The following is a 26125-nucleotide window of genomic DNA, read 5'->3' as shown; positions in this document are numbered from 1 at the left end:
AGCCGCCGGACGCGCGCCCGCAACCCCCCGTTGGCGCGGTGTGGAGAACCTCTCCCGGTGTGACAGCGGTTCGACTTCCCCAGAAGCTTCCCCAGGGGTTCCCCCGAGGATCCCGACGCTTCCCGCTCAGGTCGGTCCTGTGCCTGATCCCGCTCGCCCTCGTCCTGGTCGTCGCGGCACGGCATCGGTCCGTCCTCATGGAGGGCTTCGGCCATCTGCGCTCGGCCGAATGGCCGTGGCTGCTGGCCGCCGCCGTCGCGACCTGCCTGACCTGGGTCGCCGCGGCCTCCGCCCGGCAGGGCGCGGTCGTGCAGCGCCTGCCCGCGCGCCGGCTGCTCGCCACCCAGTTCGCCGCGGGTGCGGCCAACCACCTGCTGCCGACCGGTCTTGGTGCCAGCGCGGTCAATCTGCGCTTCATGGCCGTGTGCGGCGTCCCGCTCGCCCGCTCCTCCGCCGCGCTCGCGCTCTACATGCTCGCGGAGTCGATCGCACGGCTCACCCTCCTGGTGGGCCTGCTCATCGCGTTCCCCGGAGCCCTGCACATCGGATCCCTCCTCCCCTCCGGCGCGATGGGCCCCTTGCTGCTCGCCGCGGGAGTGGTCCTCCTGGCCGCGGTGGCCACGCTTCTTCTCGTACGACGGCTGCGCAGGGCCGTGTTCTCGTTCCTGCGCACCGCGCTCGGCGAGGCCCGCTCCGTGCACTCCCGCCCGGCACGCGCGCTCGCCCTGTGGGGCGGATCGCTCGCCTTCCCGCTGCTGCAGGCCGCCGGACTGACCGCGGTCGGTCAGGCGATGAACCTGGCGGTGCCTCCCCTGCACATGGCGCTCGCGTATCTGGCGGCGACGGCGGCCGTCGCGATGGTGCCCACGCCGGGCGGCATCGGTTCGGTGGAGGCCGCGCTGATCGTCGCGCTGGTGGCGGCGGGCGGCCCGGTGGCCGTGGCGACGGCGGTCGTGCTGGCGTACCGGATCATCACGGTGTGGGTGCCGCTGCTGCCCGGGGCGCTGACGCTGGGGGCGCTGGTCCGTCTGAAGGTGATCTGAGCGGCACGGATCCGCGCCGCCGGCAGCTCCGGAGTAACCTCCCCGTACGCCGCTCAGGAGAAGGCGTACACGGCCGCGAGAAGGGGACAGCACGATGTCGGTCCGGATCGAACGCCAGGGGTACGTCACCACGGTCGTCCTCTCCCGCCCCGCCGCCCGCAACGCCGTGGACGGGCCGACCGCCGCCGAACTCGCCGACGCCTTCCGGGAGTTCGAGGCGGACGAGACGGCCCGGGTGGCGGTGCTCTGGGGCGAGGGCGGCACGTTCTGCGCCGGCGCGGACCTCAAAGCGATCGGCACCGAGCACGGCAACAGGGTCGCGCAGGACGGTGACGGGCCGATGGGTCCCACCCGGCTGCGGCTGTCCAAGCCGGTCATCGCGGCGGTCGCGGGGCATGCCGTGGCGGGCGGCCTGGAACTGGCGCTCTGGTGCGATCTGCGGGTCGCCGAGCAGGACGCCGTCTTCGGCGTCTTCTGTCGCCGCTGGGGCGTCCCGCTCATCGACGGCGGCACCGTACGGCTCCCTCGCCTCATCGGCGCCAGCCGTGCGATGGACATGATCCTCACCGGCCGCGCGGTGCCGGCCGCCGAGGCGTACGAGATGGGCCTCGCCAACCGGCTCGTCCCGACCGGCCGCGCCCGGGCCGAGGCCGAGGAACTCGCCGCGGCCATCGCCGACTTCCCCCAGTCCTGTCTGCGCAGCGACCGCGCGTCGGTCCTCGACCAGGAGGGCCTGGTCGAGGCGGCGGCCATGCGCGTCGAACTCCGTTACGGCATGGACGTGTTGGCCGAGGGCATGGAGGGTGCCGCCCGCTTCGCGTCGGGAGCCGGGCGGCACGGCTCGTTCACGGCGAGGTAGCGGGCAGGGGTCTGTGCTGTGTCGCGGACCGTCGGCTCGATCGGGTCGGTCTCGATCGGGTCGGCCCCGGCCGAATCGGCCCCGGCCGAGACCCTGGTGACAGGCCGGCAGGTGTGGTCGGCAGGTGTGCCGGAGACGTGTGGGCCCGGTAACGGACGTACCCGCGAGTACGGCAGGATGAGAGATCACCCCGGACGACGAACACACGTCCGGGCTTGATCGTGCATTCCCGGATTCGAGCAGGTGGCAAGTGACGACACAGCACATCCGGCCCGCGGGCCTTCCCCTCCGTCGCACGGGAGGCTGCCGGTGAAACACTCCCTCACACTGGACGACCTGATGATGGCCGGGATCCCCGTGGTGGCGGGTCTGCTGGCCGCGTTCCTGCTGCGCATACTGCTGCGCTGGCTCGGCAAGCACGCCTCGCGCACCCGGTGGAGCGGTGACGACTTCATCGTCGACGCGCTGCGCACGCTCGTCCCCTGGGGAGCGATCGCCGCGGGCGTCTCGGCGGCGGGCGCGGTGCTTCCGCTGACGGCTCCGGTCGGACGCAACGTCAACAGGGTCCTGACCGTCGTCCTCATCTTCGTCGCGACCCTGACCGCGGCCCGGGTCATCACCGGCCTCGTCCGGTCGCTGGCCCAGTCCCGCTCGGGTGTCGCGGGTTCGGCCACCATCTTCGTCAACATCACCCGGGTCGTGGTGCTGGCCATGGGCTTCCTCGTCATGCTGCAGACGCTGGGCATCTCCATAGCCCCGCTGCTCACGGCCCTGGGCGTGGGCGGTCTCGCGGTGGCGCTCGCCCTTCAGGACACCCTCGCCAACCTCTTCGCGGGCGTCCACATCCTCGCCTCGAAGACGGTCCAGCCCGGCGACTACATCCGCCTCAGCAGCGGCGAGGAGGGCTACGTCGTCGACATCAACTGGCGCAACACGACGGTCCGTCAGCTCTCCAACAACCTGGTCATCATCCCCAACGCCCAGCTCGCGGGCACCAACATGACCAACTTCAACCGCCCCGAGCAGCAGATGACGCTCATCGTCCAGGTCGGCGTCGGCTACGACAGCGACCTGGAGCACGTCGAGCGCGTGACCACCGAGGTCGTCACCGAGACGATGACCGAGATCACCGGCGCGGTCCCGGACCACGAGCCCGCCGTCCGCTTCCACACCTTCGGCGACTCCCGCATCAGCTTCAGCGTCATCCTCGGCGTCGGGGAGTTCAGCGACCAGTACCGGATCAAGCACGAGTTCATCAAGCGCCTGCACAAGCGGTACCGGGACGAGGGCATCCGGATCCCGGCGCCCACGCGGACGGTGGCACTGCAGCCGGGCGGGGCCGAGCTGCTGGAGGCGGGCATCCCGCACCAGCGCGAGGTCACGTCGGGGAGGTAGCGCCGGGAAGCCTGACCGGTCCTGCCCCCGAGACCTCGGAGGCGATGGCGATGCGGTCCTCGGTGCTCACACAGGAGCCCCGGTGACACTCGGCGGCGTACTCGACACGGACGGTCACCCGGGCGTGCTGCGGCACCGGGCGCGCCGGGGTGACCCGCGACTTTTCGCCCATGTGAGGGTCGCGGTGGCGTCGACCAGCGAGGCCGTGGGGGCCGTCGCTCTCGTGCGATATCTCATGGTTCGCTGCCGTTCGGAAGGACGAGCCGGTACAGGTGAGCGCCAGTCCAGCAGGAGTGTGAGGGCGTCGAGGGCGAGTGTCTGCGCCCGCCACCTCCAGTTCACGGCGATGGCGGACGGACCCCTGTCGAGCCGGGGTCGTTCAGGAGATATCTTGATGTCGAGCAATGTTGCAGACGTGGAGCGGAGCACCCGGTGACTGACTCGACCATCATTTACACGCACACTGACGAGGCCCCGGCCCTGGCGACGTATTCGTTCCTGCCGGTCGTCCAGGCGTACGCCTCGCAGGCGGGTGTCACTGTGGAGACCCGTGACATCTCGCTGGCCGGGCGCATCCTCGCGCTCTTCCCCGAGTTCCTCGAGGAGGGCCAGCGCGTTCCCGACGCCCTCGCCGAGCTCGGTGACCTGGCCAAGACGCCCGAGGCCAACATCATCAAGCTGCCGAACGTCTCGGCCTCGATCCCGCAGCTGAAGGCCGCGATCGCCGAGCTCCAGGAGCAGGGCTACGCGCTTCCGGCCTACCCGGACGACCCGAAGTCGGACGAGGAGCGCGACATCCGCGCCCGTTACGACAAGGTCAAGGGCTCCGCCGTGAACCCGGTCCTGCGCGAGGGCAACTCCGACCGCCGCGCTCCCGCGTCGGTCAAGAACTACGCCAAGACCCACCCGCACCGCATGGGCGCCTGGACCCCCGAGTCCAAGACCAACGTCGCCACCATGGGCGCCGACGACTTCCGCTCCACCGAGAAGTCCGCGGTGATCTCCGAGGCGGGCTCGCTCCGCATCGAGCTGGCGGGCGACGACGGCTCCACCACCGTGCTGCGCGAGTCCGTACCCGTCCTCGCGGGCGAGGTCGTCGACGCGTCCGTCATGCACGTCGCGCCACTGCGCGAGTTCCTCACGGCGCAGATCGCCCGCGCCAAGGCCGAGGACGTGCTGTTCTCCGTGCACCTCAAGGCCACGATGATGAAGGTCTCCGACCCGATCGTCTTCGGCCACGTCGTACGCGCCTTCTTCCCCAAGACGTTCGCGAAGTACGGCGAGACGTTCGCCGCCGCCGGTCTGACCCCGAACGACGGTCTGGGCGGCATCTTCAAGGGCCTCGAGGCGCTGCCCGAGGGCGCCGAGATCAAGGCGTCCTTCGACGCCGAGCTCGCCGAGGGCCCGGCCCTCGCGATGGTCGACTCGGACAAGGGCATCACCAACCTGCACGTCCCCTCCGACGTGATCGTCGACGCCTCCATGCCGGCGATGATCCGCACCTCCGGCCACATGTGGGGCCCGGACGGCCAGGAGGCCGACACCCTCGCCGTCCTCCCGGACAGCAGCTACTCCGGCGTCTACCAGGTCGTCATCGACGACTGCCGCGCCCACGGCGCCTTCGACCCGTCCACCATGGGCTCGGTGCCGAACGTCGGTCTGATGGCGCAGAAGGCCGAGGAGTACGGCAGCCACGACAAGACCTTCGAGATCCCCACCACCGGCACGGTCCGCCTCGTCGACCAGGCCGGCAACGTGGTCCTGGAGCAGGCCGTCGGCGCGGGCGACATCTTCCGCGCCTGCCAGACCAAGGACGACCCGATCAGGGACTGGGTGAAGCTGGCCGTCACCCGCGCCCGCGCCACCGGCGACCCGGCGGTGTTCTGGCTGGACGAGACCCGCGCCCACGACGCGCAGCTGATCGAGAAGGTCAACGCGTACCTGCCGGAGCACGACACCGAGGGCCTGGAGATCAAGATCCTGTCCCCGGTCGAGGCGACGAAGTTCTCCCTGGAGCGCATCCGCAAGGGCCTGAACACCATCTCGGTCACCGGCAACGTCCTGCGTGACTACCTGACCGACCTGTTCCCGATCCTGGAGCTGGGCACCAGCGCCAAGATGCTCTCGGTGGTTCCGCTGATGGCGGGCGGCGGCCTCTTCGAGACGGGTGCCGGCGGCTCCGCCCCGAAGCACGTCCAGCAGCTGGTCAAGGAGAACTACCTGCGCTGGGACAGCCTGGGCGAGTTCTTCGCCCTCGCGGCCAGCTTCGAGCACCTCGCGCAGAGCACGGGCAACGCGCGCGCACAGGTGCTCGCCGACACCCTCGACCGCGCGACGGCGACCTTCCTCAACGAGGACAAGTCGCCGACCCGTCGCGTCGGCGGCATCGACAACCGCGGCAGCCACTTCTACCTGGGCCTGTACTGGGCACAGGAGTTGGCCAAGCAGACCGACGACGCGGACCTCGCCAAGGCGTTCGCCCCGCTCGCCGAGACGCTGACCGCGCAGGAGCGGACGATCGTCGACGAGCTGCTCGCGGTCCAGGGCAAGCCCGCCGACATCGGCGGCTACTACCAGCCCGACCCGGCCAAGGCCGCGGCCGTCATGCGCCCCTCGGCCACCTGGAACGCGACGCTCGCGACCCTCGCCTGACACACCGTCGGCGCCCACGCGTCACCACCGCACCGCCCCGGCCGGGCTCTCCGGCCGGGGCGGTCGCGTGTCCGCCGACGCCGCTGCCTCCGCTGCCTCACCCTTACGCGCGCAGGCAGGTGACATCGGCGGTCCACCTGGGTGATCAGCGGTGGCGGGCCGGAACATCCGCTCTTAGCTTCGGCCTATGACAAAACGACAAATGGCCTACCTCGCCTGCACCGCAGCCGTCACGGCGTCGGTGCTGGGTGCCGCCCCGTCAGCCGAGCACCGGACGGTGCTCTGGGTCAAACCCGGCGGGTCGATCCAGAAGGCCGTGAATTCCGCACACCCGGGGGACACCGTCGTCCTCTCCCCCGGCATCTACCACGAGAGCGTCCGCGTCACGGTGTCGAACCTGACGCTGCGCGGCTACGGTGCGCGCTCCACCGTCATCGTGCCGGGCAAGGCCACCGACAGCTGCGCCAAGGCCGGCAACGGGATCTGTGTCACCGGAACGGACAAAAAGCGCGTCACGGGCGTCACCGTCAGCTCACTGACCCTCAGAGGCTTCGCCAAGCACGGCCTGTGGGCGTCGGGCACCGACCGGCTGACGGTCCAGGGAGTGGTCGCCGAGAAGAACGGCCAGTGGGGCATCGCCCAGGAGCGCTCCGTGCGCGGGGTGTTCCGCTACAACCTCGCCCGGAACAACGGCGACGCCGGACTGTTCCTGTCCAACACGGTCAGCACCGAGGAGGGCGCCCGGGACACCCTGGGGACGGTCGTCAGTCACAACCTTCTGACCGGCAACCGGATCGGCGTCACGGTCCGACGGCTGCGGAACCTGACTGTCGATCACAACGAGGCGACCGGCAACTGCGCCGCGGTGTTCGTCGTGGGCGACGAGAACAAGCCACGCGTCGGGGCGCTGAGCGTGGTCCGCAACTACGTCCACGCCAACAACAAGTACTGCCCCAAGACCCCCCGTCTGCCCTTCCTGCAGGGCTCCGGGATCGTCCTCACCGGCGCCGAGAAGACACTGGTGGCGGAGAACAGGGTCGAGGACAACGTGGGCACCTCTCCGCTGTCCGGCGGCATCGTGCTCTACAAGAGCTTCGTGGGCGCCGTCAACGAGCGCAACGAGATCCGCGACAACGTGGTGCAGCGCAACGGCAAGGCCGACCTCGCCAACCGCGACCGCGTCAAGGGCAAGGGCAACACCTTCCACGGCAACACCTGCGCACATTCCGAGCCCGCCGGACTGTGCTGACCCCTCCCCCCACCAGCACGACCCCAGAAGCGAGGCACGACCATGACCACTGTTGATCCGGCTCCCCCGACCACGGCCGATCCGGCTCCCCCGCCGCCGTCCATGCGGCTGCGGGAGCTCGCCTTCGGAGCGGCGTGCGCCGCCGCCGTACGCGCGGCCGCCCGCCTCGGCGTGGCGGACGCCCTGGGCGACACGCCCAAGCGCGTGGAGGACCTGGCGGCGACGGTGAAGGCTCAGCCGAAGACCCTGCGGCGGCTGCTGCGCGCGCTGTCCTGCCAGGGGGTCTTCACCGAACTCCCGGACGGCACCTTCGCACACACGGAGATGTCCCGGCTGCTGCGCGAGGACGACCCGCACAGCCTCCGCTACATCGCCCTGTGGTGCACCGAGCCGTGGACGTGGAATGTCTGGCCGAAGCTCGACGAGGCGGTGCGCTCCGGACGGAACGTCTTCGAGGACGTGTACGAGCGGGAGTTCTTCGACTACCTCAACGAAGAGGCCCCGGAGTCGGCGTACGTGTTCAACCGGGCCATGACGACGTCCAGCGAGCAGTCGGCGCGGGACGTGGCGAACCTTCTCGATCTGCGCGGCGTGTCCTCGGTCGCGGACATCGGCGGCGGTCAGGGCCAGGTCCTGGTCAGCATGCTGGAGAAGCACCCCGGGATGCACGGCACGCTGCTCGACCTGCCGGGAGTGGTGGAGAACGCCGATCCCCGGCTGCGCGCCGGCGGTTCGCTGGCCGAGCGGGTGCGCGTCGTGGCCGGGGACTGCCGTGAGGACATCCCGGTCCAGGCGGACCTGTACATCATCAAGAACATCCTGGAGTGGGACGACGACAGCACCCGCAGGGCGCTGGCCAACGTCCGCAAGGCGGCGCGGCCCGGTGCCCGCGTCGTCGTCATCGAGAACCTCGTCGACGACACCCCGTCGATGCGGTTCACCACGGCCATGGACCTGCTGCTGCTCCTCAACGTCGGCGGTGCGAAGCACACCCGGCAGAGCATGGTCGACCGGCTGACGGACGCGGGGCTCGTCATCAACGAGTTCCGTCCGGTCAACGCGTATCTGCACGCCTTCGAGTGCACGATCCCCAGCTGATCCGGCCTTCCCGGCGCACCGGGAAAAACCCGAGGCCGCCGGCTCCGCGTCCATCGCGGGGTCGGCGGCCTCGGGTTGTGTCCGGGCGTTCGCCTCAGGAGACGGCGTCCCGCTCCCAGCGGTAGAAGCACTGGGCCATGGCGTCCTTGGGGCTGCGCCACGTCTGCGGGTCGTACGCGCTGACGTACGCCGACAGCTGCTCGCTGACGCTCCGGAACTCGGGGTGCCCGACCACCTTCGCGATGGCGGGCGCCGGGTCCTTGTCGGCTTCGATGAGGTGCATGTACACATCACCGAACTGGAAAAGGCTGCGCCGCTTGACGCCGATCAGGTGCGGGAGTTCACCGCGGTCGGAGGCGGCGAACACATCGGCGATCGCCGGGGCCGAGTCGGGCGCCATGCGCGCGACGATGAGGGCGTGGTGCATCGGATGTCCTTCCTGGGCTCCGGCTGTCAGCCGGGCAACGGCGCGTTCTGACGGTCGCGGGCGACCTTCTCGATCCGGTCCCGGATGAGCTCCATCTGGACGCGGGAGTTGCGGTTGATGTTGTCGGTCATCCAGGCGTCGTCGACCGGGGCCTCGGGCTTCATCGCGAAGTCCTGCACCCAGTGCATGTGGGTGCCCTCGGGGGTCTCCTCGTACTCCCACCGGATGTTCATGTGGTCGAAGGGGCCCGTCTCGACGCGGCGGGCGCGGACCGTCCGCCTGGCACGGTCCACGGTCCGCTCCGAGACCCAGCTCCAGACCTTGCCGTTCTCGTCCGGGTGCATGGTCAGGCGGAACTTCGTCGTGTCGCCGTCGCGGGAGAGCACCTCCAGTGACGCGTACTCGCTGAAGAGCTGCGGCCAGTTCTCGATGTCGTTGGTCACGTCCCAGACGAGGTCGAGGGGGGCGTCGATGGTGATGCTGTTCTCGGTGTGTCCTGCCACTTTCAGGCTCCAGCCTTGAGGGTGTTGTTGACGAGGTCGAGGAACTCACGGGGGGTCTTGCAGCGCTCGGCGTCGGGGGGCAGCGGCTGGCTGTACCGGTTCTCCAGCTCACCGACGATGCCGAGCAGGCCGAGGGAGTCGAGGCCGAGGGTGCCGAACGGGGAGTCCGACGACTTCTCGAGGTCCTCGGGGTCGACGGAGACACCGGCCGCCTTCTTCATCAGCGAGGCCAGTTCGATGAGGGTCACTTCAGTGGTGATCATGGGTCTGTTCTCCTTCCCGCCCGGTCCTATCGGGCGGAGTCGCCGCCGCGGCGCACTACCAGCGCCGCGTTGGAGCCCATCAGTCCCCTGCTGAGGACCAGGGCCGTCTGCAGCTCGGCGGGGCGAGCGCTCGACATCACCAGGTCGAGGTCGTGGCAGATGTCGAACACGTTGGGGGTGGGGGGTACCTGACCGTTCTCCATGGCGAGCACCGCGGCCGCGGTGTCCAGCACGGGTGCCCCGCAGTAGGCCCGCCCGATGCCCGTCTTGGGCGCCGTGACGGGGACGCGGGTGCCGTGCTTACCGAGGGCGTCGGCGATGGCCAGGGCTTCGGCGCGGTCCGCCTCCGGAACGCCCAGGGCGTCGGCGAACACGACGTCGATCTCCTCCGGAGCGCAGCCGGCCTCGTCGAGGGCGCCACGGATCGCGTGGGCGAGACCCTCTCTGGACCGCTCCCAGCGGGAGGCTCCGGTGAACGTGGCCCCATGGCCGGCCACGGTGGCCCGGACGGCCGCCCCGCGCTCTCGGGCGCGGGTCTCGTCCTCCACGACGAGCATGGCTCCCCCCTCCGCGGGAGCGAAGCCGCACGCTCCCGCGGTGAAGGGCCGATAGGCCTGACCGGGATCCTCGGCGGTGCTGATCTCGGGATATCCGAGCTGGCACACCATCGAGTACGGGGCGAGGGGGGCCTCCGCCGATCCGACGACCACCGCCCCGGTGCCGCGCCGTACACCCCGGGCGGCGAGCGCGATGGAGTCCAGGCCACCCGCCTCGTCGCTCGCGATCACTCCACAGGGCCCCTTGAAGCCGCCCCGGATGGAGATCTGGCCGGTGCTGGCCGCGTAGAACCAGGCGATGGACTGGTACGGGCCCACGTACCGGGATCCCTGGCCCCACAGCTTCTGGAGCTCCCGCTGCCCGAACTCGCCGCCACCTGATCCGGCGGCGGTGATCACGCCGATGTCGTACGGGTCCGCGGGGTCACCGTGGCCGAGGCCGGCGTCGTCGAGGGCGAGCACGGTCGCGGCCATCGCGAAGTGGCTGAAGCGGTCCGTCTGGACGAGGAACCGCTCCTCGATGAGCGCCGCGGCGTCGAAGGACCGGACCTCGCCCGCGATACGGAGCGGCAGGTGCTCGCATCCCTCGCGGGTGATCCGGTCCAGGACGACGAGGCCTTCCCTGACGGACTTCCAGTACGCGTCGGCGCGCAGTCCGTTGGGCGCGATCACACCGATGCCGGTGATGGCCGCACGCCGGGGACGCTGAGTGCGCTGAGTGGTCATCGGTTCCTCCCACCCGGCCCGGTCAGGAGCACCGCGGACTGGAATCCGCCGAATCCGCTGCCCACGGAGAGCACGTTGTTCAGCTTCCGCGGGCGTGCGGTGCGCGGCACGTAGTCCAGGTCGCACTCGGGGTCGGGAGTTTCGTAGTTCGCCGTGGGCGGCACCACTTGGTGCTTCAGGGCGAGGACGCAGGCGACGACCTCGATCGCGCCGATCGCGCCCAGCGAGTGCCCCACCATGGATTTGATGGAGCTCATGGGCGTCTTGTAGGCGTGCTCGCCCAGGGACCGCTTGACGGCGGCGGTCTCGTGCCGGTCGTTCTGTCGGGTGCCCGAACCGTGCGCGTTGACGTAGTCGATCAGAGTGGGGTCGACGCGGGCCTGGGCGAGCGTGGTGTCGATCGCCCGGGCCATCTCCAGCCCCTCGCTGGTCAGACCGGTCATGTGGTAGGCGTTGCCGTAGGTGGCGTAGCCGCTTATCTCGCAGTAGATGTGCGCGCCGCGGGCTCGGGCGTGCTCGTACTCCTCCAGGACCAGTACCGCGCCGCCCTCGCCCATGACGAAGCCGTTGCGGTGGGCGTCGAAGGGCCGGGAGGCGTGCTCGGGGTCGTCGTTGTTGGGTGAGGTGGCCTTGATGGCGTCGAAGCAGGCCATGGTGATCGGGGATATCGGAGAGTCCGACGCCCCGGCTATGCAGACGTCCGCCCGGCCCTCCTCGATGGTGTGGAAGGCGTAGCCGACCGCGTCGAGTCCGGAGGTGCAGCCGGTGGAGACGGTCTGCACCGGTCCCTGGGCACCGAACTCCTCGGCGACGACCGAGGCCAGCGTGCTGGGCGAGAACGCCAGGTGCAGCTGCGGGTCGGCCGCGCGGTGGTCCACGTCCCACCGCCGGCCCCTTTCGCTGACCTGGACATAGTCGTGTTCCAGGCGGGTGGTGCCGCCGACGGCGCTGCCCAGGGAGACCGCGACCCGCCAGGGGTCCTCCTTGCCGGTGTCGAGTCCGGAGTCGCGGACGGCTTCCCCGGCCGCGACCACCGCGAACTGGATGTACCGGTCGGCGTGTGCACTCAGCTCCGGGTCGAGGCCGTGCGCGAGCGGGTCGAAGTCGCATTCGGCGGCTATGCGGGAACGCAGGCCCGCCGGGTCGAACAGCGAGATGCCGCGGGTCGCGGTGCGGCCGTTGGACAGGAGGTCCCAGAACGCCGTCGCCCCGGTGCCGCCCGGAGCGACCACACCGATACCGGTGACGGCCACCCGCCGGGTCACTTTATGGCCCCACTTCGCTCGGACGGCTGTCCGTGGTCCGGCGCGGACAGGTCCGCCCCGGCGGTGGCGAACTCGGGGTCGGGCGCGGTGTCGTCGGTCACCTCCGTGTCGACGTGGCCGAGGCTCGGACGCGGAGCGAGCGGGCCCAGGTGGAAGACCATGCGGGCTTCCGTGTCGCCGACGTTGCGGAAGCGGTGCCGCATGTTGATCGGGATCAGCAGACCCTGATCGGGCCGCAGGGCGTAGCTGTCGCCGTCCAGGTCCACCTCGAGGGCGCCGTTGACGACGTACACGAACTCCTCGGAGTACGGGTGGTAGTGCTCACCGATGCGCTCGCCGGGCTGGATGAGGGCCAGGCCCATGAAGCCGCTGGTGGACCCCGCCGTGGCGGGCGTGAGCATGGCCCGGATGTCGCCTCCGCGCCTGCGGTTGGGTTCCGTCTCGCTCAGGTCCACGATGCGTGGATGCTTCTTGAACATGCTTGATACCTCCGGGTGGGGCAGTGACGTCCGGGGAGGGAGGGCCGCGGACGGAGCCGCGGCCCTCCGTCAGGAATCCGCCGAGCGGTCGGTGACGGGCATCATGTCGACGTGCGACAGGAGGCGGTTGATGTTGCGTTCCGTCTCCAGGGAGCCCTCGACGCCGATCGCGGCACCGTCGAGGAGACGCTCCAGCTCCGCGGCCTTCTTCGCGCCCTTGACTCCGAGCGCGGCGACGGGGTCCACGTCCAGCTCGCCCGTCACGTCGATGAGACGCACCACGATGTCGTCCCGCTGGAAGACCGTGCTCCCGTACACCGGGCTCTTCGGGTCCTCCGCCGCGGCCTCGTCCTGGTGGGCGAGCAACCTGGCCAGCTCCATACCGCAGCCGTGCTTGGCCGGGTAGTAGAGCGCGTGGCGGCGCAGGTCCGCGGGTGCCTTGCCGCCGGCCACCACGTGGTGCACGGCCGGGAGCGCGGCCCGGGTGAAGAAGACCCGCGCCGAGTCGGGGTCCCTCAGGTCCCGGTCCTGCTCCAGGTACGGGTTGATGGCCTCCTCGACCGCCCGTACCTCCGGCTGGCGGGCGACGTGACGCAGTGCCGCCATGAGGTCGCCCTCCACCTCCACCGCACGCACGACACGGTTGCCGTGCATGAAGAGGGAGGTGCGCCGCAGCCGCGTGGTGTCGTCGACCTGGGCCTGGGGGGACTCGTATCCGGCGAGGATCTCCGCGACCTTCGACTCGGTGCCCGGCTTGACGGTAAAGGTGAGTGCATGGCGTGCCACACCTTCGCCCACCCGGGCCTCGACCTGCATACCCGCCTGGGCCGACTTGTGGCCGTTCGGCTGGGCGGGGCTGGTCTCCCGAAGGATGCTGTAGCGCATCGAGCGGGTGTCCCGGACGCAGTTGTGCATCGGCCGGACCGTCTCGACGTGCTCCTCGCTGTTCACCCAGGCGAGGAAGGGCGGGGCGCTCTCCCATTCGCTGGTGATGAGCCACTGCGAGGGGTTCTCGATCGACTGGCAGAGCTGGTCGCTGAGGTGTCCGGGGACGGACGCGACCTGATTGCGCATGTGCTCGTATGCGTCGAGGAACTGCTCCTGGGCGCCTTCGTACAGGTCCAGCAGCAGGATCACCCGAAGCCTGGAACCGTCGAACGCCGATTGCGATATACGTCCCGAAGTAGTCATCCGGCACACCTCTTCTCTTCTTCACGGAAGGTCAGGAACGACCGCCGTGTCCCAAAGGCCGGGGTCGCCATGTGCCGATCGTTGACGCGACCCCCGAGGCGCGCGAGCCCGCCGGTGCGGACGAGTGAACTGTGTGCCATCCGGGTGCCCGGAGCGCGCGATCCGCTCCGCACAGGGCATGGAAACTGATGGCCGTTCATAGCGGCCGGCATCCCATCCCTGACTCACCTCGCGGGTGACGCTGGAGGCAATCAATGAACCGATTGGAAGAGGCCGGCGAGGTCGGTCAGCACACGCCGGTCCTCATCGTCGGCGGCTCCCTGGTGGGCCTGTCCACCTCGCTGTTCCTGGGCCGGCTCGGTGTGCCGCACCTGCTCGTCGAACGCCATTCGGGCACCTCGATCCATCCGCGTGGGCGCGGCAACAACGTGCGCACGATGGAGCTGTTCCGGGTGGCCGGGGTGCAGCGGCGCATCGAGGAGGCCGCGTCGGTCCTGGCGGAGAACCACGGCATCATGCAGACCCCGACGCTGGTGGGCGACGCCGGTGAATGGCTGTTCAAGGAGATCGACCCGGGCGGCGGGCTCGCCCGCTTCAGCCCCGGTGCGTGGTGCCTGTGCAGCCAGAACGACCTGGAGCCGGTGCTGCTGAAGAGCGCCCGGGAGCTGGGCGGAGACCTGCGCTTCTCCACCGAGCTGCTGTCGTTCGAGCAGGACGCCCAGGGGATCACGGCGCAGCTCAAGAGCCGGGAGACGGGCGAGCACAGCACCGTCCGCGCGGACTACCTGGTCGCGGCGGACGGTCCGCGCAGCCCGATCCGCGAGCGGCTCGCCATCGGGCAGAGCGGACCGGGCGACCTGTTCCACAACGTGAGCGTCACGTTCACCTCCCGGGGCCTCGCGGACGTCGTCGGTGACCGGCGCTTCATCGTCTGCTATCTGACCGATCCGGAGGCCGACGGGGCGCTGCTGCCGGTCGACAACAAGGAGCACTGGGTCTTCCACGCGCCCTGGCACCCCGAACACGGCGAGACCCTGGAGGAGTTCACCGACGAGCGGTGCGCGGACCACATCCGACGCGCCGTGGGCGTAGCCGACCTCGATGTGCGGATCACCGGCAGGGCCGCCTGGCACGCCGCCGAGCGGGTCGCCGAGCGCTACTCGGACGGCAGGGTGTTCCTGGCCGGCGACTCGGCCCACGAGATGTCTCCCACCGGTGCGTTCGGCTCCAACACCGGTATCCAGGACGCGCACAACCTCGCCTGGAAACTGGCCGCCGTGCTGGGCGGCTGGGCCGGTCCCGGACTGCTGAAGTCCTACGACGCCGAGCGCCGCCCGGTCGCGGAGGCGACCAGCGCCCGCGCCTCGTCCCGTTCGGTCGAGCACAGCCACCCCGGGTACATCCCCGCCCCGGGAGCCGCCGGCCCCGGCGGTAAGAAGGGTGGCATCCTCAACGTGGCGCTGGCCTACCGCTATCCGCGTGGCGCGGTCCTGGGCGCCGACCAGTCGGCGCCGATCGTTCCCGACGGCCTGCGCCTGACCGGCGAGCCCGGCAGCCGGGCACCGCACATGTGGTTGCACCGAGCCGGCACCCAGGTCTCCACCCTCGACCTGTACGAGCGGTCCATGGTGCTCCTGACCTCGTCGGACAAGTGGCACAGCGCGGCGAAGGACGTCGCGCAGCGGCTGTCCGTCCCGCTCGACGCGTACCGGATCGGCAGCGGCCCCGACGCGGAGCTCTCCCCCGCGAGCGACACGGACTGGGCGGATGTACACGGTGTCACCGAGGACGGGGCGGTGCTGGTCCGCCCCGACGGATTCGTCGCCTGGCGCTCCGAGGGCCCGTCGGCGAACCCGGAAACGGCACTGCGGGAGGCTCTCGCGGCGATCCTGGACCGGGGCTGACGGCTCCGGTCACACCGCGATCCCGACGTCCGCGTCGGCAGAGCGCGCCGGTACCCGTTGCGGCCGAGCCGAGGGTCACTCGGAACGGGTACCCGGCCGCCGGTCCTCCGGGCGTGCCCGCCGAGCCTCCTGACCGCCGTCCAGCCATGCCTTCAGACCACGGTGCCCCCGGTACGTCAGGAGATAGTGGTTGGCGCGGAACCGCGGGCGAAACGGCACCTCCAGTCGGCGGATGAGTGCCTTGCGCGCCATCATGTCCTGTTCGAGGACCGCCCGGCTGCCGGTCCCGTGCGGGCGCACACTCCACCCCGACACACCCTCCAGGTCCCCGCCGACCACGCCGCGCAGCACCCTCGACTCCGTGTCCTCGAACGCGCCGGTGATGGTGAGGTGGAGGTCGAACGGCAGCAGCGAGCGCAACAGGAACGCCCCCGACTGCTCATCGATACGGCGCGCCCGCCGCACTCCGGGCCACCACAGGGGCCAGTCGTCGACCACGCGCAGCACCGCGAACACCTCGTCCGGCGGTCGTGCGAAGTCCCACACGCTTCTGAACCGATAACGGTGCAGTTCCATGAACAGCAGTGTGCGGGCGCCCCCGGCGGTGGCGTGAGAGCGCGGAGACCCACGTCATACGGCGCGCGGAAGCACACACCCTCACCCGGAGCCGCTCCCCGGAAGCGAGGCATGGCATGAGGCACTCGGCATCGATATATCCAACACAGCGCATCGTTGCCTCGGAGTCCGAGATGGAGCCGGCCTGTGCCGGCCTGCAGCAGTTGTGCGGGCACATGACGGGCTCGCCCGTCTGCCCGCCCCGCAGCGCGAAGCGATCGAGGCGGCCACGCACACCGGCGAGCGCGCGCTCGCCGAGCAGGCGTTCGAGCAACTGGCGGGCGGCACAAGGCCTGTTCGTCACGGATCTCGATCGCGCTCCCCGCGATCAGCCTGGTGTGGCGCAGATGCCGCCGCAATGACACTGCGGCATGACGCGCTTCGACCGATCCGGCCGTCACCTCCGGCGGACAGGGCTGATGGGTCATGCAGGGACGGGGATCGACAACCGTCACCCGTGCCTCACCCGCACACAACCTCTTTTTCCAGGCCCCATGCCGTGCAGAAGCCTGCGTAGCCGCCACCGGTGATCACAATCTCACGCATGATTCCCTCTGCCTGTTGGTCGACACCACACAGACAGGGCGGGGCAGGCTCGTGTGACGGACGCCGGTGGCGAATGGCCGGCATGGATCTGCTTCGAGGACGAAAGGGTCGTGTCGGCCGTCCGCCGAAGGGTCGCATCTGAGGTCGGCGACACAGGGTCCGCGGCGGGTCCCTTACCGGGACGGGCCTCGCTGTCGGCAGGCTCCTCCCCCCATGCTCAACCCCGAAGCCGGAAAGTTTCACGCGAAAAGGGCCCCCGCAGGCTCTCGCCTGCGAAGACCCCTCGCACCGTCGGGACGACAGGATTTGAACCTGCGACCCCTTGACCCCCAGGAGTGAGGGCCATAGGAATTACCTGCACATATCAGGCAAAACTAGGGTGCAGGACGTGCATCCCCGAGGGTGCTGTTCAGGGTCGCGAGCACCGTGTGGCCCCCAAATGGTCCCCAGGGCAGTGGTGACAGCGTGGGTATCTGCCTGCCATAGACCAGCAGGTGCCGGACGGATCACCGCCGGGACAACGAGTGCGCATGGGGCGATACAGGCGAAGGCGATGCTGGAAAGCTACTCCACCGCCTACAGGGGGTCGGCCGGCTCCTTCGCCGCGGAACTGATCGTCTGCGCGCTCCTCTACCGCTCCGGCATACCCAAGCAGGACGACAACCGGCTGGCGGCGGCCGCACGCGCGGCTCCATGGCGTTTCTGGACTGCCTGGAGCGCTACGGGGACCGCGCGCGGATCCGGCCGCAGGACGCGTGCGGCCTGCTGGACCTCGCCTCCTTCATCGGCTCGCCCCGCGTTGGCACGCTGGTGCACGCCTGCGGCCCGGAGCCGCTGCTTGGGGCCGCTGGAGAGTTACGTCGGCTGGATCGCTGGTACCCAGGACATCGAGCGGTTCGCCCAGGTCCGGCCAACCGCCGAGGCTGCTCCGGCGGGCGCCTTCGACGTGGCGCTCGCCCGGTCGGGGTGCACGCTCACCGTGCCGCCGAACCGATCGGTGCTCGAAGTGGTGAAGGATGCGGGTGTCCCGGTGCTGTTCTCCTGCCGGGAAGGCACCTGCGGCACCTGTGAGACGGACGTGCTGGACGGTACGTCGGACCACCGGGACTCAACTCTCGACGAGGACGAGCGGGCCTCAGACAACACCATGCTGATCTGCGTCTCGCGTTCCTGCGACCCCCTGCTGGTGCTCGACATCTGACGGGGAGGGCAGCCGCACGAGGACTCTGTCGTCGTCTCTGGAGTTCTCCCTGGGCAGGAACCTCTGGCGAGCCCAGAGACTCAGCAGTGCCGTTCCGCCGACCAACAGCGGCACCGGGTCTCGGGCAGGCGGAGCCAGCACATATCCCAGCGCCGTGGCCGTGCAGACTGTCAGGGGAATGAACGCCGCCGCACCCTCCATCCTCCATCGCAACCTCGGTTGAGCAGTGCCCAGGGCGCTCGCCCCACCGGGCGCCCAAGGGCCGACAGCGACCACCAGCAGTCCCGCGGTAACGCAGGCGTCGACCAGCTGACAGGACATCACCTCGGGGCCGTGCGGGCCGACCGCCCACAGTCGCAGGGTGTCGCGATCAGCATGAGGGACACCCCTGCGTACCCGACCCACAAGGTGCCTCTCTGGTCGCTCCGTACGAGACGGCGCAGGGCGAACAGAAAACTGAGGAACACGACCTCCGCGGCCCACGGAACACCGACCATCCCCGTCCTCAGCCGCCAACCGTCACCCCCCGAGGCTGTTTTCCGCGTTCCTGCAAGCAAATGCCTTGGCCTCCACTGTTGCGCGCAGCGGCGAGTTGCAGTCTCCGCCTGCCCGTCCCCGCGTGTGCTGTGACGCCATGTCCCGCGTCACAGACGTCAAGTAGGACAACGCCCCCTCGTCCGGGAGATCTTCGCCGGCACCCGCTCCAGCCGCGGTGTGCGGCAGATCCTTGCCACGCACGGTGTCCATCGGTGGCCCGTTGTGCAAGTACAGGACCATTTATAGGCTCCTGTTGCACTGGTTGAAACGCGTTTCCCGGAGCCTCGCCACCGACGTGGCACAAGAGGAGTGGCATGTCACGCTACGAAAACCGACCGCTGCTCAGTACGTTTCGCGATTCGAGTTCCTCCCGAAGGGATGTGCTGCGCTACGGGGCGGCACTCGGCACGACCGGATGGCTCACAGGATGCATGAGCCAGAACGCTGCAGGCCCCCAACCGACGAGTCTTTCCAGCGGTCTCGACCAATTAATTCGTGACGCAAGCAAGGAGCACTCACTCAACACCATCGCATTACCACCCGACTTCGTCAACTACGGCACGATCATGAACACGTACGAGAAGAAGTTCGGACTTCACATCGTGCGCGGATCACCGAATGCGAGCTCGGCGGAACAACTCTCCGCGGTCCGCATGTTGAAAGGGGCAGGTCGGGCGCCGGACGTGGTCGACATCGGTCCCCCCTTTGCCCTCCAGGCAGTTGGCGACTCGCTGACCGCTCGCTACAAGGTCAGCACATGGGACTCGATACCGTCCGAGCTCAAACACCCCGAGGGCCGTTGGGTCGGCGACTACTGGGGCGTGATCGGCTGGGGCGTCAATGCCGACGCGGTGGGTGGGACGACGCCCAGAACCTGGCACGATCTCCTCGACGCCATCTACAAAGGAAAAGTCGCGTTGGATGGGGATCCTCGCGAATCAGGGTCCGCGTTCGCCGCGGTGTTCTCTGCCGCCCTCGCCAACGGCGGCTCCCTGGACGACATCGAGCCGGGCATAGATTTCTTCTCCGAGATGAAGAAGGCAGGCACGTTCATCCCGGTAAATGCCACCCCGGCCACTGCACTTCAGGGAGAAACCCCTGTCATGATCAGCTGGGACTACGGTCTCATGTCTCTCGCGGACGAGCTCCGAGGGAAGATCGACTGGCAGGTCTACATCCCGAAGGACGGCATATTCGGCAACTACTACTGCCAGGCGATCAATCGGAACGCACCGCATCCCTTGGCGGCACGGCTGTGGCAAGAATTTCTCTTCTCGGACGAAGGACAGCTGCTGTGGCTCAAGGGCTACGCACACCCCGCCCGGTACGCCGACATGCGGTCACGGGGCGTCATTCCGAAGAAGGTTCTGGACCGGCTTCCCCTTGACTCCTCGTACCAGGGATTGCAATTTCCCACTGCCCGCCAGACCAAGGCTGCCATCGCAGTGGTCCGCGATAATTGGTCGTCCAAGGTAGCAAACCGGTGAAAGTCCTTGCAGCACCTCCGGAGGCGGCAGTGAAACCGAGCCGAACGCGGTGGCGCGGGATGCGACTGTCCTGGCTCGGCGTCGTACCGTTCGCTCTCTTCCTCCTCGTCTTTCTGATCTTTCCACTCCTGCTGCTCGTCGCACGCGCCTTTGAGGGCGGCGACGGCAGTCCGAGCCTGGAGAACATCCACCACCTCGTCGCCCCGGACACGCTCAAGGCCTACCGGACCAGCCTGCTGCTGAGCCTGGTCACGGCCCTGCTGGGCGGCGCGCTCGGAACGCTCCTCGCCTTCGCCGCCATCGCGCGCGGCACCCCGCACTGGGTGAGGAATCAACTGACCACGCTGTCCGCGGTCACGGCCAACTTCGCCGGTGTCCCCCTGGCCTTCGCGTTCATCGCCACCCTCGGCACGAACGGCCTGGTGACCGTCCTACTGCGCAACGCCTTCGGCGTCACTCCTGCGGACGCCGGGTTCTCCCTCTACTCGTTCTGGGGACTCTGCCTCGTCTACCTCTACTTCCAAGTGCCGCTCATGGTCCTGGTCGTCGGCCCCTCCCTCGACAGCCTGCGCCACGAATGGCAGGAGGCCGCGACCAGTCTCGGCGCCACTTCGGCGGCCTACTGGCGTCAGGTGGCCCTTCCCGTGATCCGGCCGTCCGTCCTCGGTGGCACGGTGCTGCTCTTCGGCAATGCCTTCGGCGCCCACTCCGCCGCGTACGCGCTCACCTCCGGCCAGTTCTCCCTCGTGCCCCTGCTCATCGGACAGACGCAGACCGGTGATGTCGTGGCCGACGCGAACTTCGGGGACACGCTGGCGCTCGGCATGATCGTGGTGCTCGCGGTGACGCTGGCCCTCTACGCCGGTCTGATGCGGACCACCGCGAAATGGCGGCGCCCATGAAGACACACCCGTCACGGGCAGGTCTGTACGTCATCGCGGCCGGAGCCCTGTACGCCTTGGTCCCCCTCATGGCCACCTGCTGGTTCAGCCTCCGCAACGGGCGCGCGGGGGCCTCCTTCAGGGCCTACCATGAGGTGCTCGCCGATCCCGCGTTCCGGGAGAGCTTCGCGCTCTCGCTGCAACTCGCGGCCGGCACCATCGTGTTGACCATCACGTTGGTGACCGTGACCGGGTTCTGGGTGCATCTCCGGCTTCCCCGGCTGCAGTCGGCCGTCGGGTTCGTGGCGACGCTCCCCGTGGTCGTACCCCCGATCGCTCTCGTGGTGGGGCTGATCCGGGAATTCAGCTGGGCTCCCGCCTGGCTCTACGGAAGTTACGCAGTTCTCGTCGGGGCGTATTCCGTACTCGCCCTGCCCTACGCCCATCGCACCATCGACAACGGCCTGGACTCCCTGAACATCAGAACGCTCACGGAAGCCGCGCGCAGCCTCGGCGCCGGCTGGCCAACCATTTTCCGGACCATCGTTCTTCCCAACCTGCGCTCGTCCGTCCTCACCGCGGCCCTGCTGACCTTCGCCATCGTGATGGGAGAGTTCACCATCGCCGTCATCATGCAGTTCACCACCTTCTCCGTGTACATGAGCTACATATGGGAGTCGCGGGCGACCGGGGCCGCGGCCCTGTCGGTACTCAGTTTCCTCATCACCTGGACCGGGATGCTCGCCATCATCGTCGTCGGCAATAGACTCGGCCGTGGCATGACACAGATCGGCGGTACCGGCTGATGCCGTACCTGGAACTCCAGGCCGTCCACAAGCGCTTCGGGTCGGCCGTGGCCTTGAACGACCTCACGTTCGCGCTGGAATCGGGAGAGTTCTTCTCGCTGCTGGGGCCGAGCGGCTGCGGAAAAACCACCGCGCTGCGGATCGTGGCGGGCTTCGACCAGCCCGACGACGGAAAGGTGCTCCTCGACGGCGTCCCGATCAACGAAGTGCCGTCCCGGAAACGGGACATGGGCGTCGTCTTCCAGTCGTACAACCTCTTTCCGAACATGACAGTTCAGCAGAACATCGAGTACGGGCTGCGTGTACGACGACGGCAGAAAAGCGCGCGGGCCGAAAAGGCCGCCCAGCTATTGGAGTTGGTCGGCCTACCCGAGCTCGGTAGGCGCTATCCGCACCAGCTCTCCGGCGGCCAGCAGCAACGCGTCGCCGTCGCAAGGGCGTTGGCCGTCGAACCGCGCGTCCTGCTCATGGACGAACCGCTGTCGGCCCTCGACAGCCAGATCCGCCTACAACTGCGCGAGGCGCTCCGCGACATCCAGGTGCGCCTCGGGACCACCGTGCTCTACGTGACGCACGACCAGGACGAGGCGCTGTCCGTCTCCGACCGGGTGGCCGTGATGCAGCAGGGCGGCGTCGAGCAGGTCGGCACCCCGTCGGAGATCTACGACGCTCCGCGCACCCGCTTCGTCGCGGAGTTCGTCGGAGCCATGAACCGCATCGAGGCCCACGTGGTCGACGGAGCGAGCGGTGAGGTCAGACACAACGACGCGGTCCTGCGCCTGCACGCCGCACGCGGCCTGCCGGACGGCGCTCCCGTGCTGATCCTGATCCGGCCCGAGGCCCTGACGGTCGCCCCGCTGTCCGGGAGCGGGGCCGAGCCGGGCCCAGGCAGGTGTACCGCCGCGGCCCGGGTGATCGCGCACGCCTTCCTCGGGCCCGTCACGCGGTTGAAGGCCAGGGCCGACCAGCTCGGCACGCTCTCCGCCGACGTGCCCAGCGCGAAGATGCAGGGGCTCGCCGTCGGCGCGCGCGTCTCCGTCTCCTTTTCCACCGCCGACGTGCGGGTGATGTCTCTCACCGCATAGCACTTCGGCACCCTGCCCTTCGAAGAGAGGATCTCCATGGCCGTGAGCGGCACCAGTTGGACCTACGCACTCGTGACGCCGGACGGGCTGGTCACCCAGGCGCTGCCCCGCTTGCTGGACACGTTCCGCTCGGCCGGGCTCGACCCGGTCGCCGCCGAGCTGATCCGTCAGGACGCGGAGACAATGGTGCGTCTCTACGACGTTCCGACGCGCGGTCGCCCGGTCGCCCTGCCACCGCACCGCGCCTTCCAGTTGTGGTACGACCTCGGCCCGGCCTGTCTTACGCTCCTGCGGTACGACGGAGCCGATGCGTGTGCGGCGATGGGTCGGCTGAAAGGGGCCACGGATCCGGCTGCGGCGCGGCCCGGTACCGTCCGGCACGCCGGCGAGAACGTCCTGATGAATCTGGTGCACTGCCCCGACGACGAACCCTCCGCACGCGCCGAGTTGCCCCAACTGCTGGGTCGCCGGCGCGCCGAGGCGCTCCTGACTCAGGCCACCCTGTTCGACGACCGGGTCCGTCTGCTCACCGTCGGCAGCATCGAGGAGGCGGCGCCCTTGTTCGACGGTCCGCACGCCTTGTCGCTGCCGTTGGCCGTGAACCGACTCCGCCTGCGCGTCGTGCAGCATATGGCGATCACCGGAATCGCCCTGCCGAACCTGCTGCCCCTGCTGGAGAAGGCGCGGCTCGCCCTGCTGGAGGAGCGCGACGAACTCCTCAGCATCGAAACGAGCCCCGCTCGCACCGCCGCCGCACGGGCGCACAACGGCCGGGTGCAGGAACTGCTGCGGGATGCCGTCCGTACCGCACAGGACCCGGCCACGGAGAACGCCGTGTACAGGCTCTCCGACGTGCTCATGGGGTCCTCCGAGCACTGGGCACCCCTCCAAGAGGCGATCCGCGCCGCAGATGTCTATCTGTCGGACATGGAATCCGCCGTGCTGGAACAGAGCCACTACATCTGAGCCCGCCCGACGTACCTGTCCGACGTACCTGTCCGACGTACCTGTCCGACGTACCTGTCCGAAGCGAGCGGTTCGTACGGTCACGGTCAGCCACGAGCCGCTCGCCTCCGGGTACCCCAGGGGCCACGCGCTCCCGGGGCTAAAACAGCGTGTAGATGTACGGCGTCACTTCGCCGAGGTCGACGTCCCGGCGTTCGCCGATGATCTCCTCGGTGAGTTCCATGAGGGGCCGCACAAGCGCGTTCGCGTCCTCGAATCCGTACGCCGACCAGATCCCGCGCAATTGTTCGCCGATGGCGTCGAGGCTTTCGAGTTCCCAGAACTCGCCGCCCGTCGGCCCGGTCTCGGCAGGGCTGTACGCGCTGCCGTCCACCCCTTCCGCGGCCAGCCGACGCCGGAAGTCCTCCCCCAGCCGCTCAGCCAGCGGGGCCAGGAACAGTCCGAAGAACAGGTCGCTGCGGCTCGTGCCGTCCACGGGCCGCGGTGCGGGAACCGGTTGCTGGTCTTCCGAGATGCTCACGGGCGGTGCGGCAGCCGTTGGTTTGCCCGTGACGATCAGGTGGTTCACGACCAGCACGTCGATGTCCGTACGCCGGTAGCACTCCCACGCGTCGTGCGGGGTGCACACGATCGGCTCCCCGCGCACGTTCATCGACGTGTTCACGAGCACCGGGCACCCCGTCAGCTCACGGAACGCCCCCAGCACGGCGCGGAGCTCCGGGTTGCTGCCGGGTCCCACGGTCTGCAGTCGGGCACTGTGGTCGACGTGGGTGACCGCGGGTACGTCGCTGCGGACCTGCCGGACGAGGGCGAGCAGATCGGCGTCGGTGTCGCCGTCGGACGCCGCGTCGGGTTCCGGTGTGACGCGCCGCTCCTCGCGCACCGGAGCCGTCATCAGCATGTAGGGACTGTCGCCGCTGAAGTCGAAGTACTCCTGGCACGCCTCGGCCAGCACGGCGGGCGCGAACGGCCGGAACGTCTCACGGAACTTGACCTTGAGATTGAGCCGGGACTGTGTGTCGGGCCGTCGCGGATCGGCGAGGATCGACCGGCTGCCCAAAGCGCGCGGCCCGAACTCCATGGGGCCCGAGCACAGACCGACGACATCGCCCGCCGCGAGATGTTCCGCGATGCGCACGGCACGCTTGTCAGGGTCGGGCACCTCCTCGTACGCGCAGCCCAACTCATCGAGCAGCGTGCGGAGTTCGTCGGTGGCGTAGCTCGGGCCGAGGAGGCTTCCCCGCTGGCCGTCGGGGGCTTTGGTGTCCTTGCGGCGCGGCTCGTCCAGCAGCACGTGTGCGCCGAGGAGTGCCGCGCCGAGCGCGCCGCCCGCGTCACCGGCCGCGGGCTGGACCCAGATGTTCTCGAACACGCCCGCCCGCTGGAGCTGTCCGTTCGCCACGCAGTTGAGTGCGACACCGCCGGCCATGCACAGGTTCTTCGAGCCGGTCAGCTCGCGCGCGTGCCGGGCCAGGCCCAGGACCGCTTCCTGAGTGACGAGTTGGACGGAGGCAGCAAGGTCCGTCTCCCTGCTCGTGATGCGGGACTCGGGTCGGCGCGGCCCGCCGCCGAACAGTTCGGCGAACCGGGCATTGGTGAGACGGTCGCCGTCGAGGAACCCGAAGTGCTCAAGACCGAGCCGGAAAGAGCCGTCCGACTGGAGGTGGAGCAGGTGCTCGCGGATCGTGTCGGCGTAGCGTGGACGGCCGTACGGGGCGAGTCCCATCAGCTTGTACTCGCCCGAGTTCACCCGGAATCCGCAGAACCCGGTGAACGCGCTGTACAGGAGCCCCAGGGAGTGCGGGAAGCGGATCGAGGTGAGCGGGCGGATCTGCGTGCCGACGCCGTGCGCGATCGACGTGGTCTCCCATTCGCCCACTCCGTCGACGGTGAGGACGGCCGCGTCCTCGAACGGGGAGGGGTAGAAGGCGGACGCGCCGTGGCTGAGGTGGTGTCGGGTGAAACGGATCGGTGCGCTGACGTTCAGCCGTTGCCGTATCTCGCGGGCCAGCAGTACTTTCCTCGCGAGGAAGGTGTCGGCGAACTCGCCCCAGCGTTCCCTGCCGCGGGGCGCGACGGAGAGGAACGTCGTGAGGTTCCGGTCGAGGCTGAGCACCGGATTCTCGTAGAACATCACGAGGTCCACGTCGTTCGCCGTGATGCCCGCCTCGTCCAGGCAGTACTGAACGGCGTGCGACGGGAAACCGGCATCGTGCTTGCGCCGGGTGAACCGCTCCTCCTCGGCGGCAGCCACGATCTCTCCGTCCCGCACGAGAGCCGCCGCGGCATCATGGTAGAAGCAGGAAATACCTAGGACATGGGATGGCACGCGACCATTCTCCTAACATCCTGGACCTGTTCGAGGTCGGAAACTTTATGCGCGCCCGCTG

The 26125-nt window shown here is 69.2% G+C and carries 23 protein-coding genes and 1 pseudogene; 13 read left to right on the top strand and 11 right to left on the bottom strand.

The window, feature by feature from the left end; all coding sequences use genetic code 11:
* Positions 1-59: 59 nt before the first annotated feature.
* The 3 genes from ABZ656_RS10705 (at position 60) to ABZ656_RS10695 (ending at position 3297) form a co-directional block, all read left to right on the top strand.
* Positions 60-1043, top strand: a complete 984-nt coding sequence (locus ABZ656_RS10705; protein WP_360266493.1) for a lysylphosphatidylglycerol synthase transmembrane domain-containing protein — start codon at positions 60-62, stop codon at positions 1041-1043.
* Positions 1044-1137: 94 nt separating this feature from the next.
* The gene (locus ABZ656_RS10700) at positions 1138-1902 is read left to right on the top strand and encodes a crotonase/enoyl-CoA hydratase family protein (protein ID WP_101402266.1); all 765 of its coding nucleotides are present in this window, start codon (positions 1138-1140) and stop codon (positions 1900-1902) included.
* A gap of 309 nt (positions 1903-2211) precedes the next feature.
* Positions 2212-3297, top strand: a complete 1086-nt coding sequence (locus ABZ656_RS10695; RefSeq protein ID WP_101402265.1) for a mechanosensitive ion channel family protein — start codon at positions 2212-2214, stop codon at positions 3295-3297.
* On the opposite strand, the gene ABZ656_RS10690 is transcribed toward ABZ656_RS10695, so the two are convergent.
* Positions 3281-3469, bottom strand: coding sequence for a hypothetical protein (locus ABZ656_RS10690; RefSeq protein WP_101402264.1), 189 nt, complete (start codon positions 3467-3469; stop codon positions 3281-3283). The genes ABZ656_RS10695 and ABZ656_RS10690 overlap by 17 nt on opposite strands.
* Before the next feature lie 260 nt (positions 3470-3729).
* Between ABZ656_RS10690 and ABZ656_RS10685 the strand changes: the two genes are divergently transcribed.
* The 3 genes from ABZ656_RS10685 to ABZ656_RS10675 all read left to right on the top strand — a co-directional run bounded on the left by ABZ656_RS10685 (position 3730) and on the right by ABZ656_RS10675 (position 8296).
* The gene (locus ABZ656_RS10685; protein ID WP_101402263.1) at positions 3730-5949 is read left to right on the top strand and encodes an NADP-dependent isocitrate dehydrogenase; all 2220 of its coding nucleotides are present in this window, start codon (positions 3730-3732) and stop codon (positions 5947-5949) included.
* 187 nt (positions 5950-6136) lie between these two features.
* Positions 6137-7198 (top strand): right-handed parallel beta-helix repeat-containing protein, encoded by a 1062-nt coding sequence (locus tag ABZ656_RS10680; protein WP_101402262.1) that lies wholly within the window; start codon positions 6137-6139, stop codon positions 7196-7198.
* Between the two features lie 42 nt (positions 7199-7240).
* A complete protein-coding gene (locus ABZ656_RS10675; protein WP_101402261.1) occupies positions 7241-8296 on the top strand; it encodes a methyltransferase in 1056 nt (351 codons plus the stop codon).
* 94 nt (positions 8297-8390) lie between these two features.
* Here the strand turns inward: ABZ656_RS10675 and ABZ656_RS10670 are convergent, their stop codons facing one another.
* From ABZ656_RS10670 to ABZ656_RS10640, 7 genes are all read right to left on the bottom strand, one after another.
* The gene (locus ABZ656_RS10670) at positions 8391-8723 is read right to left on the bottom strand and encodes a TcmI family type II polyketide cyclase (RefSeq protein WP_054232638.1); all 333 of its coding nucleotides are present in this window, start codon (positions 8721-8723) and stop codon (positions 8391-8393) included.
* A 26-nt stretch (positions 8724-8749) separates the two neighbouring features.
* Positions 8750-9226: an SRPBCC family protein gene (locus ABZ656_RS10665; protein ID WP_101402260.1), complete on the bottom strand. Its 477-nt coding sequence runs from the start codon at positions 9224-9226 to the stop codon at positions 8750-8752.
* A 2-nt stretch (positions 9227-9228) separates the two neighbouring features.
* A complete protein-coding gene (locus ABZ656_RS10660) occupies positions 9229-9489 on the bottom strand; it encodes a phosphopantetheine-binding protein (protein ID WP_054232640.1) in 261 nt (86 codons plus the stop codon).
* Positions 9490-9515: 26 nt separating this feature from the next.
* Entirely contained in the window at positions 9516-10772 is a 1257-nt protein-coding gene (locus tag ABZ656_RS10655) for a ketosynthase chain-length factor (protein ID WP_101402259.1), read from the bottom strand.
* Positions 10769-12037, bottom strand: coding sequence for a beta-ketoacyl-[acyl-carrier-protein] synthase family protein (locus ABZ656_RS10650; RefSeq protein ID WP_101402258.1), 1269 nt, complete (start codon positions 12035-12037; stop codon positions 10769-10771). Before ABZ656_RS10650 ends, ABZ656_RS10655 begins: the two co-directional genes overlap by 4 nt.
* Positions 12034-12516 (bottom strand): cupin domain-containing protein, encoded by a 483-nt coding sequence (locus ABZ656_RS10645; RefSeq protein WP_360266483.1) that lies wholly within the window; start codon positions 12514-12516, stop codon positions 12034-12036. Before ABZ656_RS10645 ends, ABZ656_RS10650 begins: the two co-directional genes overlap by 4 nt.
* A gap of 69 nt (positions 12517-12585) precedes the next feature.
* Positions 12586-13707, bottom strand: coding sequence for a SchA/CurD-like domain-containing protein (locus tag ABZ656_RS10640; RefSeq protein ID WP_101402256.1), 1122 nt, complete (start codon positions 13705-13707; stop codon positions 12586-12588).
* A gap of 254 nt (positions 13708-13961) precedes the next feature.
* On the opposite strand from ABZ656_RS10640, the gene ABZ656_RS10635 reads away from it, so the two are divergent.
* Positions 13962-15611 carry an FAD-dependent monooxygenase gene (locus ABZ656_RS10635; protein WP_101402255.1) on the top strand — a complete coding sequence of 550 codons (1650 nt, stop codon included), beginning with the start codon at positions 13962-13964 and terminating at the stop codon, positions 15609-15611.
* Between the two features lie 75 nt (positions 15612-15686).
* On the opposite strand, the gene ABZ656_RS10630 is transcribed toward ABZ656_RS10635, so the two are convergent.
* Both ABZ656_RS10630 and ABZ656_RS10625 read right to left on the bottom strand, forming a co-directional pair.
* Positions 15687-16187, bottom strand: coding sequence for an SRPBCC family protein (locus tag ABZ656_RS10630; protein WP_360266479.1), 501 nt, complete (start codon positions 16185-16187; stop codon positions 15687-15689).
* A 341-nt stretch (positions 16188-16528) separates the two neighbouring features.
* Positions 16529-16772 (bottom strand): annotated as a pseudogene (locus ABZ656_RS10625) (NAD(P)/FAD-dependent oxidoreductase); the annotation flags it as partial.
* 553 nt (positions 16773-17325) lie between these two features.
* On the opposite strand from ABZ656_RS10625, the gene ABZ656_RS10620 reads away from it, so the two are divergent.
* The 6 genes from ABZ656_RS10620 (at position 17326) to ABZ656_RS10595 (ending at position 23735) form a co-directional block, all read left to right on the top strand.
* Complete coding sequence (locus ABZ656_RS10620) at positions 17326-17973, top strand: 2Fe-2S iron-sulfur cluster binding domain-containing protein (protein ID WP_360266476.1); 648 nt, start codon at positions 17326-17328, stop codon at positions 17971-17973.
* Between the two features lie 851 nt (positions 17974-18824).
* A complete protein-coding gene (locus ABZ656_RS10615; RefSeq protein WP_101402254.1) occupies positions 18825-19997 on the top strand; it encodes an extracellular solute-binding protein in 1173 nt (390 codons plus the stop codon).
* Positions 19998-20056: 59 nt separating this feature from the next.
* Positions 20057-20899: an ABC transporter permease subunit gene (locus ABZ656_RS10610; protein WP_101402253.1), complete on the top strand. Its 843-nt coding sequence runs from the start codon at positions 20057-20059 to the stop codon at positions 20897-20899.
* Entirely contained in the window at positions 20896-21684 is a 789-nt protein-coding gene (locus ABZ656_RS10605) for an ABC transporter permease subunit (protein WP_180362204.1), read from the top strand. Before ABZ656_RS10610 ends, ABZ656_RS10605 begins: the two co-directional genes overlap by 4 nt.
* Positions 21684-22769 carry an ABC transporter ATP-binding protein gene (locus tag ABZ656_RS10600; protein ID WP_101402251.1) on the top strand — a complete coding sequence of 362 codons (1086 nt, stop codon included), beginning with the start codon at positions 21684-21686 and terminating at the stop codon, positions 22767-22769. Before ABZ656_RS10605 ends, ABZ656_RS10600 begins: the two co-directional genes overlap by 1 nt.
* A 42-nt stretch (positions 22770-22811) precedes the next feature.
* Entirely contained in the window at positions 22812-23735 is a 924-nt protein-coding gene (locus tag ABZ656_RS10595) for a nucleoside-diphosphate kinase (protein ID WP_180362203.1), read from the top strand.
* A gap of 139 nt (positions 23736-23874) precedes the next feature.
* Here ABZ656_RS10595 and ABZ656_RS10590 read toward each other — a convergent pair whose 3' ends face one another.
* Entirely contained in the window at positions 23875-26064 is a 2190-nt protein-coding gene (locus tag ABZ656_RS10590) for a carbamoyltransferase N-terminal domain-containing protein (protein ID WP_101402249.1), read from the bottom strand.
* Positions 26065-26125 lie beyond the last annotated feature (61 nt).

The sequence above is a fragment of the Streptomyces sp. NPDC007095 genome (genome assembly GCF_040634475.1).
Classification (GTDB): Bacteria; Actinomycetota; Actinomycetes; order Streptomycetales; family Streptomycetaceae; genus Streptomyces.
This window is presented reverse-complemented; position numbering and strand designations above follow the sequence as displayed.

Coding starts and splice junctions, on each gene's coding strand:
- ABZ656_RS10600 (WP_101402251.1), top strand. CDS start 21,684: ATGCCGTACCTGGAACTCCAGGCCGTCCACAAGCGCTTCGGGTCGGCC.
- ABZ656_RS10675 (WP_101402261.1), top strand. CDS start 7,241: ATGACCACTGTTGATCCGGCTCCCCCGACCACGGCCGATCCGGCTCCC.
- ABZ656_RS10645 (WP_360266483.1), bottom strand. CDS start 12,516: ATGTTCAAGAAGCATCCACGCATCGTGGACCTGAGCGAGACGGAACCC.
- ABZ656_RS10670 (WP_054232638.1), bottom strand. CDS start 8,723: ATGCACCACGCCCTCATCGTCGCGCGCATGGCGCCCGACTCGGCCCCG.
- ABZ656_RS10615 (WP_101402254.1), top strand. CDS start 18,825: ATGTCACGCTACGAAAACCGACCGCTGCTCAGTACGTTTCGCGATTCG.
- ABZ656_RS10680 (WP_101402262.1), top strand. CDS start 6,137: ATGACAAAACGACAAATGGCCTACCTCGCCTGCACCGCAGCCGTCACG.
- ABZ656_RS10635 (WP_101402255.1), top strand. CDS start 13,962: ATGAACCGATTGGAAGAGGCCGGCGAGGTCGGTCAGCACACGCCGGTC.
- ABZ656_RS10605 (WP_180362204.1), top strand. CDS start 20,896: ATGAAGACACACCCGTCACGGGCAGGTCTGTACGTCATCGCGGCCGGA.
- ABZ656_RS10660 (WP_054232640.1), bottom strand. CDS start 9,489: ATGATCACCACTGAAGTGACCCTCATCGAACTGGCCTCGCTGATGAAG.
- ABZ656_RS10640 (WP_101402256.1), bottom strand. CDS start 13,707: ATGACTACTTCGGGACGTATATCGCAATCGGCGTTCGACGGTTCCAGG.
- ABZ656_RS10700 (WP_101402266.1), top strand. CDS start 1,138: ATGTCGGTCCGGATCGAACGCCAGGGGTACGTCACCACGGTCGTCCTC.
- ABZ656_RS10690 (WP_101402264.1), bottom strand. CDS start 3,469: ATGGGCGAAAAGTCGCGGGTCACCCCGGCGCGCCCGGTGCCGCAGCAC.
- ABZ656_RS10630 (WP_360266479.1), bottom strand. CDS start 16,187: ATGGAACTGCACCGTTATCGGTTCAGAAGCGTGTGGGACTTCGCACGA.
- ABZ656_RS10620 (WP_360266476.1), top strand. CDS start 17,326: ATGCTGGAAAGCTACTCCACCGCCTACAGGGGGTCGGCCGGCTCCTTC.
- ABZ656_RS10610 (WP_101402253.1), top strand. CDS start 20,057: ATGCGACTGTCCTGGCTCGGCGTCGTACCGTTCGCTCTCTTCCTCCTC.
- ABZ656_RS10655 (WP_101402259.1), bottom strand. CDS start 10,772: ATGACCACTCAGCGCACTCAGCGTCCCCGGCGTGCGGCCATCACCGGC.